Source organism: Streptomyces sp. NPDC020422 (assembly GCF_044386705.1).
In the GTDB taxonomy this organism is placed as follows: domain Bacteria; phylum Actinomycetota; class Actinomycetes; order Streptomycetales; family Streptomycetaceae; genus Streptomyces.
Window position 1 is genome coordinate 1 of the sequence record NZ_JBIRVJ010000012.1, and the last position, 16,757, is coordinate 16,757.

The 16,757-nt window shown below is 71.5% G+C and carries 10 protein-coding genes; 6 read left to right on the forward strand and 4 right to left on the reverse strand.

What is annotated here, in order from left to right; all coding sequences use genetic code 11:
* The 6 genes from ACH414_RS28935 to ACH414_RS28960 form a co-directional block, all read left to right on the forward strand.
* Positions 1 to 524: methylmalonyl-CoA mutase family protein (locus ACH414_RS28935; RefSeq protein ID WP_398943972.1), on the forward strand; the 524-nt coding region annotated here is incomplete at its 5' end.
* A gap of 34 nt (positions 525 to 558) precedes the next feature.
* The gene (locus ACH414_RS28940) at positions 559 to 969 is read left to right on the forward strand and encodes a cobalamin B12-binding domain-containing protein (RefSeq protein ID WP_382547207.1); all 411 of its coding nucleotides are present in this window, start codon (positions 559 to 561) and stop codon (positions 967 to 969) included.
* A complete protein-coding gene (locus ACH414_RS28945) occupies positions 966 to 3,830 on the forward strand; it encodes an AMP-binding protein (protein ID WP_398943974.1) in 2,865 nt (954 codons plus the stop codon). The genes ACH414_RS28940 and ACH414_RS28945 overlap by 4 nt, the downstream gene beginning before the upstream one ends.
* A gap of 12 nt (positions 3,831 to 3,842) precedes the next feature.
* Positions 3,843 to 4,766 carry an NAD-dependent epimerase/dehydratase family protein gene (locus ACH414_RS28950; RefSeq protein WP_382547213.1) on the forward strand — a complete coding sequence of 308 codons (924 nt, stop codon included), beginning with the start codon at positions 3,843 to 3,845 and terminating at the stop codon, positions 4,764 to 4,766.
* Between the two features lie 13 nt (positions 4,767 to 4,779).
* The gene (locus ACH414_RS28955; RefSeq protein WP_398943976.1) at positions 4,780 to 5,856 is read left to right on the forward strand and encodes a methyltransferase; all 1,077 of its coding nucleotides are present in this window, start codon (positions 4,780 to 4,782) and stop codon (positions 5,854 to 5,856) included.
* Positions 5,853 to 7,307: an FAD-dependent oxidoreductase gene (locus ACH414_RS28960; RefSeq protein WP_382547218.1), complete on the forward strand. Its 1,455-nt coding sequence runs from the start codon at positions 5,853 to 5,855 to the stop codon at positions 7,305 to 7,307. Before ACH414_RS28955 ends, ACH414_RS28960 begins: the two co-directional genes overlap by 4 nt.
* 442 nt (positions 7,308 to 7,749) lie before the next feature.
* Here ACH414_RS28960 and drmC read toward each other — a convergent pair whose 3' ends face one another.
* The 4 genes from drmC to ACH414_RS28980 all read right to left on the reverse strand — a co-directional run bounded on the left by drmC (position 7,750) and on the right by ACH414_RS28980 (position 16,656).
* The gene (gene drmC / locus ACH414_RS28965) at positions 7,750 to 8,511 is read right to left on the reverse strand and encodes a DISARM system phospholipase D-like protein DrmC (protein ID WP_398943977.1); all 762 of its coding nucleotides are present in this window, start codon (positions 8,509 to 8,511) and stop codon (positions 7,750 to 7,752) included.
* Positions 8,508 to 10,418, reverse strand: a complete 1,911-nt coding sequence (gene drmB / locus ACH414_RS28970; protein WP_398943979.1) for a DrmB family protein — start codon at positions 10,416 to 10,418, stop codon at positions 8,508 to 8,510. The genes drmC and drmB overlap by 4 nt, the downstream gene beginning before the upstream one ends.
* Positions 10,415 to 14,275 (reverse strand): DISARM system helicase DrmA, encoded by a 3,861-nt coding sequence (gene drmA / locus ACH414_RS28975; protein ID WP_398943981.1) that lies wholly within the window; start codon positions 14,273 to 14,275, stop codon positions 10,415 to 10,417. The genes drmB and drmA overlap by 4 nt, the downstream gene beginning before the upstream one ends.
* 125 nt (positions 14,276 to 14,400) lie before the next feature.
* The gene (locus ACH414_RS28980) at positions 14,401 to 16,656 is read right to left on the reverse strand and encodes a sigma factor-like helix-turn-helix DNA-binding protein (protein ID WP_398943983.1); all 2,256 of its coding nucleotides are present in this window, start codon (positions 16,654 to 16,656) and stop codon (positions 14,401 to 14,403) included.
* Positions 16,657 to 16,757 lie beyond the last annotated feature (101 nt).

Consider the following 16,757-nt stretch of genomic DNA (forward strand, 5'->3'; position numbering starts at 1 on the left):
TGCGCACCCAGCAGGTCCTCGCCTACGAAACCGACGTCACCGCCACCGTCGACCCCTTCGCCGGCTCCTACGCCGTGGAGAAGCTGACCGACGACATCGAAGCCGCCGTCCTGGAACTGATGGCGAAGGTGGAGGAGATGGGCGGCGCGGTCGACGCCATCGAGCGCGGTTTCCAGAAGAACGAGATCGAGCAGTCCGCGTACCGGATCGCGCAGGAGACCGACTCCGGCGAGCGGGTCGTCGTCGGCGTCAACCGCTACACCATCGACACCGAGGAACCCTACGAACCGCTCCGCGTCGACCCCGCCATCGAGGCCCAGCAGGCCGAACGCCTCGCCCGCCTGCGCGCCGAACGCGACCAGCCGGCCGTCGACGCCGCCCTCACCGCACTCCGCAAGGCCGCCGAAGGCACCGACAACGTGCTCTACCCCATGAAGACCGCCCTCAAGGCCCGCGCCACCGTCGGCGAGGTCTGCGACGCCCTGCGCGCCGTCTGGGGCACGTACAGCCCCACCACCATCTGAGACACAGCGCACGCCAGAACACAGGGGGAATCCGATGGACACGCCCATCAGGGTCGTGATCGCCAAGCCCGGTCTCGACGGGCACGACCGAGGGGCGAAGGTCATCGCCCGCGCCCTGCGCGACGCGGGGGTCGAGGTCGTCTACACGGGGCTTCACCAGACCCCGCGCCAGATCGTCGACACCGCCCTCCAGGAGGACGCCGACGGCATCGGCCTGTCGGTGCTCTCGGGGGCCCACATGACGCTCTTCGCCGAGGTCCTGCGGCTCCTCGACGAGGCCGACGCGCGGGACATCACCGTCTTCGGCGGCGGCATCATCCCGGCGGCCGACGTTCCGGTCCTCCAGGAGATGGGGGTGGCGGCACTCTTCACCCCCGGTTCGCCCACCCGTGACATCGCCGACTGGGTGACCGGCAACATCCGCGCGCTGGAAGGGACACGATGAACACCGAGCTGGAGACGCCCGCTCGCCGGACCGCCCCGATACCCGGCGGCGCCCAGCACCCCGCAGACCTGGGCACGCTGCTCCTGAGGGCCGCCGAACGCTTCCCGGAGCACGGAGTGCGGTACGGGTCGGCGGAACGGCCGCTCGACTTCCGGCTCCAGACGTATCCCGAACTCCTCGGGGAGTCGCTGCGGTTCCTCGCCCGGCTGCGGCGGGCCGGGGCGGACCGGAACAGGACCGTCGCGCTGCTCCTGGAGCGGCCCGAGGACTTCCTGCCGGCGCTCTGGGCGTGTCTGCTCGGCGGGATCACGGTGTGTCCGCTGGTCCCGCTGCGCAACGACCCGCAGCGCTGGGCGGCCCAGCTCGACCACGTCGACAGGCTGCTCGACGGGCCGCTCCTGGTCACCGACGGGCGCACCCGCGAGGAGATGCCCGCCGTCCGGGACCTGACGGTGGTCACGCTGGAGGAGCTGGCGCGGGACGCCCGGGACACGGTCCGGGAGGGCCCGGAGGCGGACACGGACACCGGCGCGACCGCACTCGCCGCGCTCTCTCCCGTATCCCCTGAGGACGTCGCCCTCCTCGTCCTCACCTCCGGTTCCACCAGCGCCTCCAAGGCCGTCCGGCTCACCCACGCCAATCTGCTGGCCTCCATGGCCGCGAAGGCCGGTACGCAGTCGCTCACCTCGGACGACATCACGCTCAACTGGATCTCGTACGACCACGTCGCCGCGCTCCTCGAAGCCCACCTGCTGCCGCTCTCGGTCGGCGCCGTGCAGCTGCAGACGGCCCCGGAGTCGGTGCTCGCCGCCCCACTGCGCTTTCTGGAGCTGATCGACGCCCACCGGGTGACGATGACGTTCACGCCGAACTTCCTGCTCGGCCAGCTCAACAAGATCGTCGACCAGCTGCCCGACGGCACCTCCCTCGACCTGTCCTGCCTTCGGCACATCGTCTCCGGCGGCGAGGCCAATCCCGTCGCGACGGGCGTCGGCTTCCTCGACCGGCTCGCCCGGTACGGGCTGCGCCGCGGGGCCCTGTGGCCCGCCTTCGGGATGACCGAGACCTGCGCCGGCAGCATCTACAACCGGGAGTTCCCCGAGGCCGACCTCGACGCCGAGTTCGCGGCGGTCGGCCGGCCGGTCGACGGCCTGCGCATCCGGATCGCGGCCGAGGACACCGGCGCGCCCCTCGGCGCGGGAGAGACGGGCGAGGTCCAGCTGACCGGCCCGATGGTCACGAGCGGGTACTGGAACGACAAGGAGGCCACCGAGGCCGCCTTCACGGCGGACGGCTGGTTCCGCACCGGTGACCTCGGCCGTCTCGACGGGGACCGGCTGACCCTGGTGGGGCGCAGCAAGGACAGCGTCATCGTCAACGGCGTCAACTACTACAGCCACGACCTGGAGTCGGTCCTCGACGGCCTCGAAGGCATCGAGAAGTCCTTCGTCGCCGCGTTCCCGATCCGGCCGAAGGGCAGCGACACCGAGCAGCTGGCCGTGGCGTTCGCGGCCGCCCCCGAGGTGGCCCGCGACGAGCGGGCGCTGCACCGGCTGCTCATCGCCGTGCGCAACAGCGTCGTCCTGCACTGGGGCTTCCGCCCCGGGCTGCTGCTTCCGCTGCCCAAGGACGCCTTCCCGAAGACCAGTCTGGGGAAGATCCCGCGCGCCCTCATGCGCCGCCGGCTGGAGGCCGGCGACTACGCCGAGCACCTGGACTCGGTCCAGGCGCTGGTCACCCGGCAGCTCGGCGGGTACGTGGCACCCGAGGGCGCGCGCGAGGAGGCGCTCGCGGAGCTGTACGGAGAGCTCTTCGAGACGGATCCGGCGACGATCAGCGCCACGGCGAGCTTCTTCGACCTCGGCGGTACGTCCCTGGACATCCTGCGCCTCAAGAGCCTGATCGCCCGGCGCTTCCCGGGCACGGAGCCGCCGGTCCTGGCGATCCTCACCTCGCCGAGCGTGCGCGAGCTGGCCGCCCGCATCGAGGCGGACCTGAGCGACGCGCCCGCCGTCTACGACCCGATCGTCCCGCTGCAGACCAGCGGGGACGGCACGCCCCTGTTCTGTGTGCACCCGGGCGTCGGCGAGGTGCTCGTCTTCGTCAACCTCGCCAAGTACTTCGTGCACGAGCGGCCGTTCTACGCCCTGCGCGCCCGCGGCTTCAACCCGGGCGAGAAGCCGTTCGCGTCGTTCGACGAGATGGCCCGCACCTATGTGGACGCCATCCGGGCCAAGCAGCCGCACGGCCCGTACGCGATCGCCGGGTACTCCTTCGGCGCGGCGGTGGCCTTCGAGGTGGCCAAGCTGCTGGAGGCGGCCGGCGAGCGGGTCGACTTCCTGGGCAGCTTCAACCTCCCGCCGCACATCAAGTACCGCATGGACGAACTCGACTTCGTCGAGACGGCGGTCAACCTGGCCATGTTCCTTGACCTGGTGTCCGAGCAGCAGGCGAAGACCCTGCCCGCCGAACTCCGCCCGCTGGACCAGGAGGCGCAGCTGCGCCGGCTGATGGAGCTCGCTCCCCCGGACCGGCTCGCCGAACTCGACCTGGACCTGGAGCGGTTCACCGCGTGGGCGGAGCTCGCGGACAGCCTCACCGGCCTCGGCCGCAGCTACACGCCGTCCGGCGACGTCGCCCGGCTGAGCGTGTTCTACGCGGTGCCGCTGCGCGGCAGCAAGCGGGACTGGCTGGAGAACGAGCTGAAGCGGTGGAGCGACTTCACCCGCGAGGAGCCCCGCTATCTCGACGTACCCGGCGAGCACTACACGCTGATGGGTCCCCGGCACGTGAGCACCTTCCAGTCGATCCTGCGGGCCGAACTCGCCCGGTCGCTGTCCACCCCGCCCGACGCACGCTAGAGGGAGCCAGAGATGCCGACCGGCAAGAAGATCCTGATCACCGGCGCGACCGGGCTGGTCGCCCGTACGGCCGCGGAGACGCTCGCCCGGGACAACGAGGTGTGGTGCCTCGGCCGGTTCTCGGACCCGCAGGCCGAGGCCCGGCTCGTGGACCTGGGCATCCGGACCCGGCGCTGGGACATGGCGACGGACGGGCTGGACGGGCTCCCCGACGACTTCACCCACGTCCTGCACGCGGCCGTGGAGCGGGGCGAGGGGGACTTCGAGGAGGTGGTGACGGTCAACGCCGTCGGCACCGGGCGCCTGATGAGCCACTGCCGCGCCGCGGAATCCTTCCTGTTCCTCTCCACCAGCGCGGTCTACGCGCCGCGGGAGCTGGACCACCGCTTCACCGAGACCGACCCGCTGGCGGCGCACTCGGCCTTCCTGCCGACCTACCCGGTGGGCAAGCTGGCCACCGAGGGAGCCGTCCGCGCGCTCGCCGTGACCCTCGGCCTGCCGACCACCATCGCCCGGCTCAACGTCGCCTACGGGCCGCACGGGCACGGCGGGGCGCCGGTCATCTACTACCGGACGATGCTCGCCGGGCAGCCCGTCGCGGTCCCGCACCGCGGGCAGCACTACTGCTCCCCCATCCACACCGACGACATCGCCCGGCAGGTGCCGGGCCTGTGGGCGGCGGCCACCGTGCCGGCGACCGTCGTCAACTGGGGCGGGGACGAGGTCGTCGGCGTGAACGACCTCCTGGCCTACATCTCGGAACTCACCGGAGTGCCCGCCGACCTCGTCCCGAGCGACGTCACCCGGCCCCTCGTCGCGTACGACGACACCCGCCGCAGAGGCTTGGTCGGCGACTGCGCCTGGTCCTGGCGCGACGGGGTCCGCCAGGCCCTGGAAGCGCACTTCCCCGGCTGTGTCGCCGCAACCACCCGATAGAAAGGCCCTCCTCATGACCGCCTCCACCGTGACCTACTCCCCCGCGGCCACCGGCCCCCTCGTCGCCGCCGAGGCCGCCGATTCCTCCGAACCGCAGGTGCTCGGCCTCCTGGAACGCGCGCTGAGCTCCAGCTGCGCCGCCTCGCTGCGCGCCGCCGTGAAGCTCGGCCTCGCCGACGCCGTCGGCGACGGCCCGGTGACGGCCGAGGCCCTGGCGCGGACCGTCGGGGCCGACCCGGACGCGCTGCGCCGCCTGCTGCGCTCGCTCACCTGCCACCAGGTGTTCGCCGAGGACCCCGAGGGCCGTTTCGTCCCCACGGAGATCTCCCGGCTGCTGCGCACCGGCACCGAGGACAGCCTCGACCAGCTGGTGCTGTGGATGACCGAGCCGTGGACCTGGGAGCTGTGGGGCCGGCTCGACGAGTCGGTGCGCACCGGCAAGGACGTCTTCGTCGACCTGCACGGGCAGGAGTTCTTCGACCAGGTGCACTCCGCGTGGCCGGAGTCCGCGGCGGTCTTCGACCGGGCGATGACCCAGGCGAGCGTGCAGTCCGCCAGGGCGGTCGCCGCGGCCGTCCCGCTGTCCGGCGCGCGCACCGTCGCCGACATCGGCGGCGGCCAGGGCTGCCTGCTGGCCGCCCTGCTCGAACACCACCCCGGGCTGCGGGGAACCCTCTTCGACCGGCCGGACGTGCTGGCCGGCGCGGACGCCCGGCTGCGCGAGGGCGGCGCGCTCGCCGACCGGGCGCGCCTGGTCGCGGGCGACTGCCGCGAGGCGGTGCCGGCGGACATCGACGCCTATGTGTTCAAGAACGTGCTGGGGATGAACGACGAGGACGCGGTCGTCGTGCTCGGCAACGTCGTCCGGACGGCCCGCCCGGGCACCCGGGTGATCATCGTGGAGAACCTCGTCGACGACGGCCCCGGCCAGATGTTCAGCACCGGGATGGACCTGCGGATGCTGCTCACCGTGGGCGGCCGGAAGCACACCCGGCAGAGCCTGCTCGGGCTGGTCGAGCGGGCGGGCCTGACCGTCCGGGACGTCCGTCCGGTCAACACCTACCAGCACCTGATCGAGGCGACGGTATGACGGAGCACGACGCGGCGGACCGCACCGCGGACGTCCTCGTGGTGGGGGCGGGACCGACCGGCCTGCTGCTGGCCGGCGACCTCGCCACCGCCGGGGTGCGGGTCACCGTGCTCGAACGGCGCGAACGCGCCGCCGACACCGCGATGACCCGCTCCTTCGCGGTGCACGCCCGCACCCTGGAGGCGCTCGACGCCCGGGGTCTCGCCGACGAGCTCGTCGCCCTCGGCCGCAAGGCGCCGGTGATCGGCGTCTTCGGCCGGATCGAGCTCCGTCTGCACCGGCTGCGCAGCCGCTTCCCCTTCGCCCTGATCACCCCGCAGTACCACGTCGAACGCCTCCTGGAACGGCGGGCGCTGGCCGCCGGCGCCCGGATCGTGCGGGGCGCGGAGGTGGTGCGGCTGCGCCAGTCCGACGAGGCCGTCGAAGCGGAGACGGCCGACGGCGGGAGCTGGACCGCGGCGTACGCGGTCGGGTGCGACGGCGTACGCAGCCCGGTGCGGCGGATGGTCGGCATCGGCTTCCCCGGCAAGTCGGTCGTCCGCTCGGTGATGCTGGCCGACATCCGCCTCACCGAGATCCCCGTCGACGCCGTGACCACCAACTCCAACGCGCACGGCTTCGCCTCCCTGGTGCCCTTCGGCGACGGCTGGTACCGGGCGATCGGCTGGGTGGCGGGAGACGAACGCCCCGACGACGCCCCGGTCTCCGCGGACGAGCTCGCCGCGCTGCTGCGCCGGGTCCTCGGCTCCGACTACGGCATGCACGACCCGCGCTGGATCTCGCGCTTCCACAGCGACGAACGTCAGGCGGTGCGCTACCGCGAGGGCCGGGTGCTCCTGGCGGGCGACGCCGCCCATGTGCACTCGCCCGCCGGCGGCATGGGCATGAACACGGGCCTCCAGGACGCCGCCAACCTGGGCTGGAAGCTGGCCGCCGTGGTCCAGGGCCGCGCCGGCGGCCCCCTGCTCGACTCCTACGAGAAGGAGCGCCACCCGGTCGGCCGCCAGGCCCTCCGCGTCTCCGGAACGATCACCCGGGGCGTCCTGCGCTCGCCCCGCAGCCCCCTGGTCCGCGGCCTGCGCGAGGTGGCCCTCCCCGTCGCGAACCGGCTGAACCGCCTCACGTCAACGGGCGAGCGCCTGCTCTCCGGCGTCGGCATCGCCTACCCGGCCCCCCGGGGCAGCCACGTCCTCACCGGCCGCCGCGCCCCCGACCTCCGCCTCTCCGGCGGCCGCCGCCTCTACGAAGTCCTCCGCGAGGGCCGCTTCGTCCTGGTCACCCACGGCCACCCGGTCCCGGAAACCCCCTGGCTGACCCTGACCGCCCCCGCCGGCAACCTCCGCGGCCCCCTCCTGATCCGCCCCGACGGCCACATCGCCTGGGCCTCGGACACCCCGAACCCGGAGAGCCTGCACGAGGCCCTGAGCCAGTGGCCGCTGACGTCGGGCTGAGGACGGACGGGGCTCTACTTGACCGGCTCCAGGATGGCGACGCACTCCACGTGGTGCGTCATCGGATCCACGTCAACAGAAGATCTGCCGAGGAAAATCTGGAGGTCGGCAAACGTGCGCGAAACGAATCGGACTCAAGATCGATGTGCATGGCGTGCGCTATGGGCGCTACGTGCGCATCTTTGACGCGCACCATGCCTCCAAAAGGGACTCACCGCCGCCCGCGACGCTGACTCCCGGGGAATCCGGGAGCATTCGGGTACCCGAGCATCTCTACCGCTCGTTCGGCGACGGCCTCCGGAGCCGTGTGCGGGGGTTCGAATCCTGCCGGGGGCGCTTCGCGAAGAGTATCGAAAGGCCCCGTGATCGACGGAAACGCTGAAAGCGGGGGTTGTTGTCTGCCATTTGGTCTGGGGCCATTCACAGTGAACGGCCCCAGCCTTCACCAGTAGCGCTCGAGCACTCCCCGACGCTGGAGCTCCTGCACGTGCTCCGCCGCTCGCGCAGGTGCGGAGCCGCCCGTGATGAGCACGCCTGCTTCGATGTTGCGGTCGACTCCCGAGAGGGTGAAGTTCGCGCTCGTCGTCAGGAGCCTGCGTCGGTCGGCCACTGCCAGTTTCGCGTGGGTCTTGGCCCCCTTCTCGGTCCTGCGGCCTGGGGGCCAGTGCCAGAGGCGGATCCCGGTCACATCGGCGAAGGCCGTTGCGGGGTCCACTCCTGTGAGGGCGTTGCCCGCGCCTTGCAGGGTCTCAACGACGATGTCGACGACGACTCCCCGGGCGATCGCGGCCCGAAGGGCCTCTTCCAGCGGTGCGTAGCGTCGTGCCGAGTAGGTCATCAGGGTCAGCTCGGCCCTCGCCTCCGTGACGAGTTGGAGCAGCACTCGAGCGGTCGATCTCACGGGGACGCGATGGGTCGACGGTCCGCTCCATACGAGGGCGACGTCCTGTTCCAGCGCCCTGAGTTCATATCCAGCAGCAAGACCGTGCAGGTATGCCGCTGCCTCCTGCGGTGACGCCCCATCGGTCACCGCGGCGTCCAGGACCGTGACCGCTGCCTCCATGTAGCCCGTCGAGGCACGGGCCGTCAGCAGCTCTGCCCGAGGGCGGCCCGACGCCATGGCGTCGGCCAGCGTCCTGAGCGCTTCGGCACCTATCGCGGCCAGTGCTTGCGAGGCTGCCGGGTGCAAGGTCGCCGGCTTCATTTGAGGCCCTGGAGAAGAACGAGTTCCGGGTCGTCGATGGGGACGACGAATCGACGGTCCAGGAAGCGGTTGCCTCGTTCACATGTCGTTTCGGAGACGAAGAGGCAGACATGGCAGGCCGCGCCGTGCAGGAAGTCCTCGTGCGGGGGGCGGGGCAGCCGGTCGGCACAGAGCGGGTCGGAGGAACAGCGCTGGGCGTCCCTGAGCGCACGCTGGACGATGCGTACGAACTTCTCCGGTTCGGCGAGCGACACCAGGCCGCCCAGCGTTCCCTCCGCGTCCGGGACGGCCGTGTAGATGAGGATGCCGGTACGCCGGTCGTCCTCGTGGCCGGCGTAGATCCGTTCGGACAGACTCGCAGAGGAGTAGCCGCATTCCAGGGAGATCGCACGGATCAGCAGATGCGACAAGGTGTGCAGGGCGATGTAGCGGGCCCCGGGCCAACCGCGCAGGGGGTCGTCGGCGTCCTGCACCCGACCCGAGTACCGGTTGCGGCGGAACTCGATGTAGGCATCGCGATGCGCCGCGAGAGCGGCGGATCCCGCGACGCGCTGCTCCCAGTCGGCGACCAGGGAGTCCTCGACGCGCAGGAAGATCCCCTCGCCACGCACCTCGCTCGCCGGCACCCATGAGGGGACTCGGGCACGGGACAGCGGGGCACGGGCCACGAGGGTCGGATCCTCGGGGTCCGGCGCGTCGAGCCGAGTGAATCCAATGAGCGCGCGCACCTCTCGCAGCCGCTCCGCCTGGACCACGTGGGAGAACACTCCGCTCAGGGCGGGAGGGACAGGGACGTCATGGAGCGCGAAGTCCTCGGTCGGTTCAGGCACCTGCGGGCTGGTGAAGATCTCCCACTCGGGAGTCAGGAGGTCGGGATACGCCGGAGGTTGCACGGCCGGTGTGGCCTGAGCGCCCGAGCGCTGTGCCTCAATCGCCTCCCAGACCTCGGACTGGCTCCACTGGTGCAGATGGCGGAACTGCTGGAGCCCCCAGAAGGCATTGAGGATCTCGGGGGAGGTCGCTGCCTGGAGGTCCCCCCACAGCTGCTCGACCTTGCCCTGGAGGGCGCTGCCGCTCGTCGGGGGAACGGCGAGCACACTGAGCGTCTGCGCGAACCACTGGTTGGAGGCACCGATGACCAGCGGCTTGGGAGACTGACGGCATCCCTGGGGGGCGAACGTCGCCAGGTGGGGGTGTCTGCCACGGCAGCGCGGCAGAGTGGACTCGCCGCGCTGCCCCATGGCGTCGCGGATGTTGCGGTCCTTGCCGCAGTTCACACAGCGCACCTTGACGTTGGCGGCCTGGTTGCCGCCGTGGTCGAGCATCTCCAGGCGTGGATGACTCGCCTTGTCGCACTCGCCTCCCCGGTGCACGAACCAGGTGTAGGGAAAGTCGTCCAGGTGTCCGTCGGGGCAGGTCAGGACGAAGCGAGCGGCGACCGCGAGCGGACGCTTGCCCTTGCGCTTGGCCGTGCAGTTCTCGTGGAAGAAGCGGGCGTGGTCGGGACGTCGCGGCTTGGCGTTCTCGAACTTGAAGATCTTCGAGTCCAGTCCGCCGAGCGCGTTGCAGGCGGTGCAGCGAAGCCACTGCGGGAACGGGAGAACGGGCACTCCCACTCGGGCGGCGGGACCGCTGGGGTCGGAGTCGGTCCCGTCTGTCCAGGGGGCCGGCCGCAGCTGGGTGACCTGCGATCCGTTCTGATCTCCGAGGAGTCCGTTGACCGCCCGCAGCAGCCGAGGCTCCTTGAGGTCCGTGCAGTCGAAGGAGTCGTAGTTCCACTCGTCGATCCCCCGGACGAGTACGGCGAAGTTGGGCAGGTCGACGAGCGCGCCGACACCGCCGGTGTACATCAGGTGGCTGGGGCGCACCGAGCCGACGCGTCGGCGGTACTGGGGCTGGTCCGTCATGCCTGGGCCTTCTTCCCGTGCTGCCCGGCGGCTCCGGATCGGGTGTCCAGGACCGCGCCGGTCTCGTCTCCTTCGGGCGATTCCTCGTACCCGGTGCCGTCCGGTCCGCCCGAGCCGGGTTGGCTCCAGTCCGGGGCTCCGCCGACCACGTCGAACAGACCGCTGCCCGGCAGCAGCAGATTGATCTCGTTCTCCGTCTCACGCATCGACTGGGCGACTGTGAGTTCGTCCCAGCCGGCGCCCGTCGCCCGGTTGAGCAGTCCGCTGAGCTGCTGCCCCTGCCACTTGGCCTCTTCGTAGCCGAGACGGGCGCTGCCTTGCTTCTTGCGTGCCCAGGCGTCCTTGAGTACCTCGATGCGTTCGGCCAGGTAGCCCCGGGCCCGCGGGCCGCCCACGACGTCTGCCCGGGCCAGGAAGCGCTCGGTGACGCTCTGCGCGATCGCACCGTCCAGGTCGACGTCGTACGCGTCCTGGTTACGGGAATGGGGGGCGGTCGCGTTGCGCACGGCGGCGATCCAGGCGGCCGCGGTCGTGCGGTCCAGGGAGCGGCGCGCGAACGGGGTGACGGAGAGGGCCTCGACCTGACGGTAGAAGGTGGCGTGGTAGTGGCCGAAGTTCTCGAAGTGCGCCAGGTCCCGTGGCCGGGTCCAGTTGTAGAGCGTGACGACGAGCCCGGGGCGCTTGGCGTCACGGCCCACACGCGAGGACGCCTGGATGTACTCGGCGGTGTTCTTGGGCTGGCCCACCACCAGCATCAGGCCGAAGCGGGACACGTCCACACCGACCTGGAGCATGGAGGTGGCGAGCACCGCGTCCACGGCCCCGGCCCCCTCATTGCGGAGGCCCAGCTTCGAGACGTCCAGACGCTGCTTGTGCTGTGCCGCCGCCTTCAGTTCCTCGACGACCGCCTGGCGGCGGATCGTCGTGTCCATCTCTTCATCGAAGCCGATGTCCAGCCGGGCCAGCACCTCCGTGATGTCGCCCGAGGAGATGCGGGAGGTGAGCTCCTGGACGGAGAGCATCTCGGTCCGGCGGAGCAGGCGGTTCGAAAGGCCCTTGCGGGTGCCGTGGACGCGCACGCGCGTGGAGATGTCGTCGTCCAGGAAGCGCCGCATACCGGCCAGTTCACGGGTGGCGTTGAAGTAGCCGACGAGCGTCATGTACGGGTCGGTAACGGCGCCGTGCTTGTCGAACAGGGTCTGACCTGCCAGCAGGAGGATCTCCGCCACCCTGATCTCGGCCTGCTTCATCCTGACACCGTGGGCGCAGATGCCGAGGTAGCGACGGCCGGGAGCCTTCTCCGAGAGCTCGACCTGCTGTGAGAAGAACGTGTCACCGATGTCGATGACCTGGGGCGGGAAGATCGCCGACTTCCGTGCGAAGACGCCGGTGATCTGCTCCGCCGCGCGTTTGGTGGTCGCCGTGGAGGCGACGATCTTGGGTCCGACGAGCCGGAGGCCGCCGTCCGGGGAGGGCGCGCGCCAGGTGCACAGCTCGTCGACCGCCGCCTCGAAGAGCCCGACCGTCGTGCCCAGCGCACCCGAGATCAGGTGGAGTTCGTCCTGGATGATCAGGTCCGGCGGGCGCAGTCGGGTCACCTCCGTGCTCTTGACGGCCTCCAGCTTGCCCTTGGCGTGGTGCCTTTCGCCGCACTGCGTGCGGGCGTCGAGATCGGCGTGCCGGTAGCCGTGGCGCGGGCAGAGGTCGGTGACCCGTCCGAAGAGCATGCCCGCCGCTCCGCGCCACGGCAGCTGCGCGAGCTTGTCCACGGTGGCGATCAGCAGGCTGGGCGCCAGCCGGTAGATCTCCTCGTCCACGGTGAGGATGGGCAGACCCTCGCGGGGCGAGCGGCGCTTCGAGAAGGGGCAGGCGCCCTTGCCCTCGCCGTTGGCACAGTAGAGGAGGACCCGGCGCAGGTCGTCGTCGGGATGCAGGTCGTCCTGGGCGCTCAGGGCCGTGCCGCACCACGGGCAGGCGAGGGTCTGGAGCACCTTGGCGCCCCGCCCGCTGCCCGCCTGCTTCGCCTCGGCGATCTGCTGCGCTGCTTCCTCGTAGCGGTTCGGTGAGACCGCTCCACCGACCCACAGCCCGATACGGAAGGGGGTGGCGCCCCATCGGTAGTCGCCCCCGTCGTACGCCTCACGACGCACCACCTCGGCGGCGCAGACCAGCGCGGCGGCACGCTGGAACTGCTGGGCGGTGAGCAGGCGCAGGGTGTACCGCATCAGGACGGCCACGCCCGCGTCGCCGCTGCGGGCCTCCTCACCTGTGCCGATGGTGCCCTGGAGTCTGCGGATGGCGAAGGTGAAGGCGGCGAGTCCCAGGTACGCCTCGGTCTTGCCACCGCCGGTCGGGAAGAACAGGAGGTCGACCAGGGCCTCGGGAGAGGCTTCCCGCTCCGCCGAGGTGGGATTGGCGAGCGCCCTCAGGTTGAGCAGGAAGAACGCCAGCTGGAACGGACGCCAGGATGCGGCTTCCGGCCCCTGCTCCGCGACCCGCTCGCGCGCCGTCTCGAAGCCGAGGCCCTCCCGCTCGCGGAGGGCGGCGATGGCCGTGTGGCGCCGCTGGAGCGCCATGGCCCGGTTGGCGAAGCGGAATGCCTCCAGGACGTCCGGACGGTCGGGGTGCGACAGCAGGTCCACGCCGAGCGCGATGCGGACGGACGAGTCCCGGGCCTGCCGCACGGCGTCCAGAGCGCTGTCCCGAAGGGCTCCCGGCAGCAGCACGGCCTCGGACTCACGCTCGTCGAGCCACGCGCTGTACCCGTCCGCGAGCGGGGCGAGAGCCTCCCGCAGTGCCGCGGGTGGCAGCTGGGCGAGCTCGTCCATGGAGAGTTCGAGACCGTCCAGATGTGTCGTCTGCCCTCCGGACGGGGCGATCGTGGCCGGTACGTCGTGCGTAGGAAGCCAGGTCGTGGTGAGCGCGCGTGCCCGGCGGCTGCCGTCCTCGCGTACGACGTCCACGGCGACGTTGCGGCCCGCCGCGTGCTTCAGGCGGTCGCGGTAGAGGAGCGTGAGGTGCTGCTCCTCGGGGTCGTCGAGCCCCCAGGCGTCCTCGCCCTGCGACGCTTCGTCGAGAGGGTCGGAGATCGGCAGGAAGACGGCAGAGCTCCCGTCCAGAGCCGTGATGTGCAGCTCCGTCTGGAACAGCCAGGCCGTGTCCTTGGCCGCCGATGGCTCTTCCTGGGCGTTGACCAGGGCGAGCTCCACGACGCGGGTGGGGCCGGCGGACCCTGGGCGGTGCCGGACCTCGGCGAGCAGACGGACTCCGGGTGCCTCCGGGTCCTCGGAGGTCAGCGGCAGCACCTGTCGGGCCGGACCGTCGAGCCGAACCTCACGGGTCTCCTCGACCTGCTCCCGCGTCCACGTCGACCGCGTGGCACCCTCCTCGTTCAGCACCTGGGAACGGTGATAGCGGCCCCAGCGGGCTCTGACGGAGATCGCGTCCACCCCCTCGTCCGCCGGTACGGCGCACATGAGGCCCATCGAGGAAGCCCACATGCGCCCGGCGTTCTGTGTGGTGAGCCGTTCGGGAAGTCCCTGGTCGGTGCCGTCCCCCTCGCCGTCGGAGTCGTCCAGGGTCTGGGTGTCGGCGGCCGCGAGCGAGGTGGTCAGCGCCCGCTTGGGTCCGATGAGCCCCACCAGGTAGCGGTCCCGGGGGCCGGCGGCCCGGTGGTCGAACTCCTCGCCGGAGCCACCCCAAGGCCCCAGCAGGTCACGGCTGATGAGCTCCCCCAGCTCCTCCCTGACCTGGTAGGACGTCGCGGGGCTGAACGACTGCGACACCTCACGGACCCGCTGGAGGAGGTCCTGCTCCAGCGATCCGGGCGACACGTCGGCGTTCTTGGTCGGCGGCATCCGCGGCGTCCTCTTCTCGTCCCTCGTACGTGGCCCCGTGCGGGCCGTTCGGTCGTGCGGCTGCGCCGCCGGGACCGTGACGACCCACCACGGTCCCGATGCTAACGGCCTGCTCCGACAGTCAGTCAGTTCACCAGAACGGTCCCGGTCAGCGCCTGCTCGAGGAGCCCGACGATGTCCCGGTCTCCTCGGTCACCGAGGTGCTGGAGAAGAGCGGTCGCTTCCTGTCCCGGACCCATGCCGGTCCGGAGCCCGATGACGTCGATCGCCTCGGCCGTGGTCACGGCGGCGGTCCAGCCGGTGAGCCGGGCCGCTCTGGCCTCCGGGCGGGCTTCCGGCTGCGCGGCCGGCAGCCGCAGCGCCGTCAGCTCCCCATCGGTCGCGTTGAGGAAGACCTGGTCGCCGACGGTCGCCCCGATGTGCTCCATCAGCGGGCGGATCGATCCGAGTACGGGCTGCGTCCGCCACTGGAGGACGCTCTCGCCGGCCTCGTGTCGCAGCGGGATCGGCTCGCAGGCGGGCGCGGCACCGAGGTGTGCCGCCCAGCCGGACGGGACGGGGGCGCCGGAACCGCGCAGGTGGTCCCCGGTGACCTCGAAGCGGTACCACCAACGGCCGTCGGTGCCGACGAAGCACCGCCTGGTCCTGGCCACGTCCTTGCGCGGGTTGTAAGGAGCGGCTTCGTCCTCCGTCGGCTGCTCTGCGGCAAGCCCCACCCAGCCGCGTCGGGTGCGGGTGAACTCGGGCGCGCCGAGGTTCGTGCGTACGGAGGCCGGGACGACGTCGAAACGGCCGCAGATCGTGTCGACGAGGGCGTTGACCTCGATCTCCCCGCCGGCCCGCCGGATCTCCCGGGTGATCATCTCCCTGATGCCCAGGTACTCTTCTCCGCCCCACTGACGCAGCCCGTACAGGTTCCGGTCGAGCCGGACGAAGCGCTCGTCGGTCCAGATCTGGTTGCGCATGCTGTTGATGGTGGTGCCGTCGGCGAGCCGGTCGTGGATGTCCTCCATGGACATCGGCTCTCCGTGCAAGGAGAGCACGGCCACCGCGCGGTCGTTGACGGATCGGCCCCAGTACAGCATGTGTCCGTCCATGGTCCTGAACCGGCCGATCTCGGCCGCCCAGTCCGCGAGGACCTCGGCCCGGACCCCATGGCGCTCACCGACGGCCACGGCTTCATCCCACGCGAGCGGGGTCTCGCCGCAGGCGGCGAGCAGGTTGTCCGCCATGGCCGTCCTCAGCGCGGCGGCATCCCCCTGGACGATCCACTCGCCGTCGACGGCACGGTCGGGCAGGAGGCGGGCGACGACGTCTCCGAGCGGCAGGCCGAGCGCATCCACGGGCCGGAGGTGGTCGGGGTGCATCGTACGGACCTCTGCGGGGCGTCCCACCGCGCCGAGACGTCCCGCGACGGCGGCCAGGTGCGCGGCGAAGGAACGGCCTTGCTCGTCGTACGCGAGCCACTGCGCGATCGAGTCCAGAATGGACCGCTCCAGCTGGCGGACGCGCTCCCGGCTGACCTCGAAGCGGTCGCCGAGCGCCGCGAAGGTCTCCGGCTGCTCGGCGAAGATCCGCCGCGCGGCGATCGTGCGCTCCCTCTCGTCCCAGGTGGAGGCGTAAGCGGCGAAGGCCGCGAGCGGGGTGTCCGCCAGGTTCAGGTGGGTGGCGGGGGGCTCGCTGCCGGGCTGAGCCTCTGCATCCGCCGGCTCGGAAGCCGTCGGCTCCGAATCCTCCTCCACCACGTCTTCCGCCGCCGGTTCACCGGCCTCGACGGCCAGTGGTGCGACGACTTCCTCGTGGGCGCGCTGCACGGGCAGGGCGACGGGCTCCGGCACAGCGGCCGAGGCGGAGCGACGCTCGGCACCGTCCTGTGCCCCACGCTCCTCCGGAGCCTCGGCGGGATCCTGTTCCAGCTCCCGGAGCACCGCGAGGGCCGCGCGCACCTCGGCCGGCGCGTCGGCGGGCAGCCACTCGGAGATCACGGCCACCGCGGCCCGGACGCCGAGGGTGGCGCGGGGCACGCCGCGCCCGTGGAGCCGATCGAGCAGCACGCGCACCAGAGCGGCGAGCGCCTCCTCGCCGGCCTCTTCCGCGCTCGTGTGCGGCAGGACCACTTCAGCATCCAGGAACCGCGATGCAGGGAGGAGTTCGCCGGTCCGGATCTGCGGCCACAGGGCCCGAAGCGCCTGGGCCACCACGGAGGCCAGCGCCTGGGATCCGATCGTCCGCTCGGCCGTCGTGAGCGGGGTCGCGTACCACCAGCCGAGCGGGAGCCGCTCGTCGTCGAGCCGCTCCGCGAGCGCGTGCGGGTCGGCGTAACGAATGGCGGGAACGAGGTCGGCGAGGCAGGTGGACGCGTGGGGCACGGGCGAGGTCATGATCGGGCGACACTCCTGGGGAGGGGACGACGGCCACGGCTGACGTGTTGTCCACGACCTTAGGAGCCCCCACTGACAAGCCCCCATGATCACGGCACATC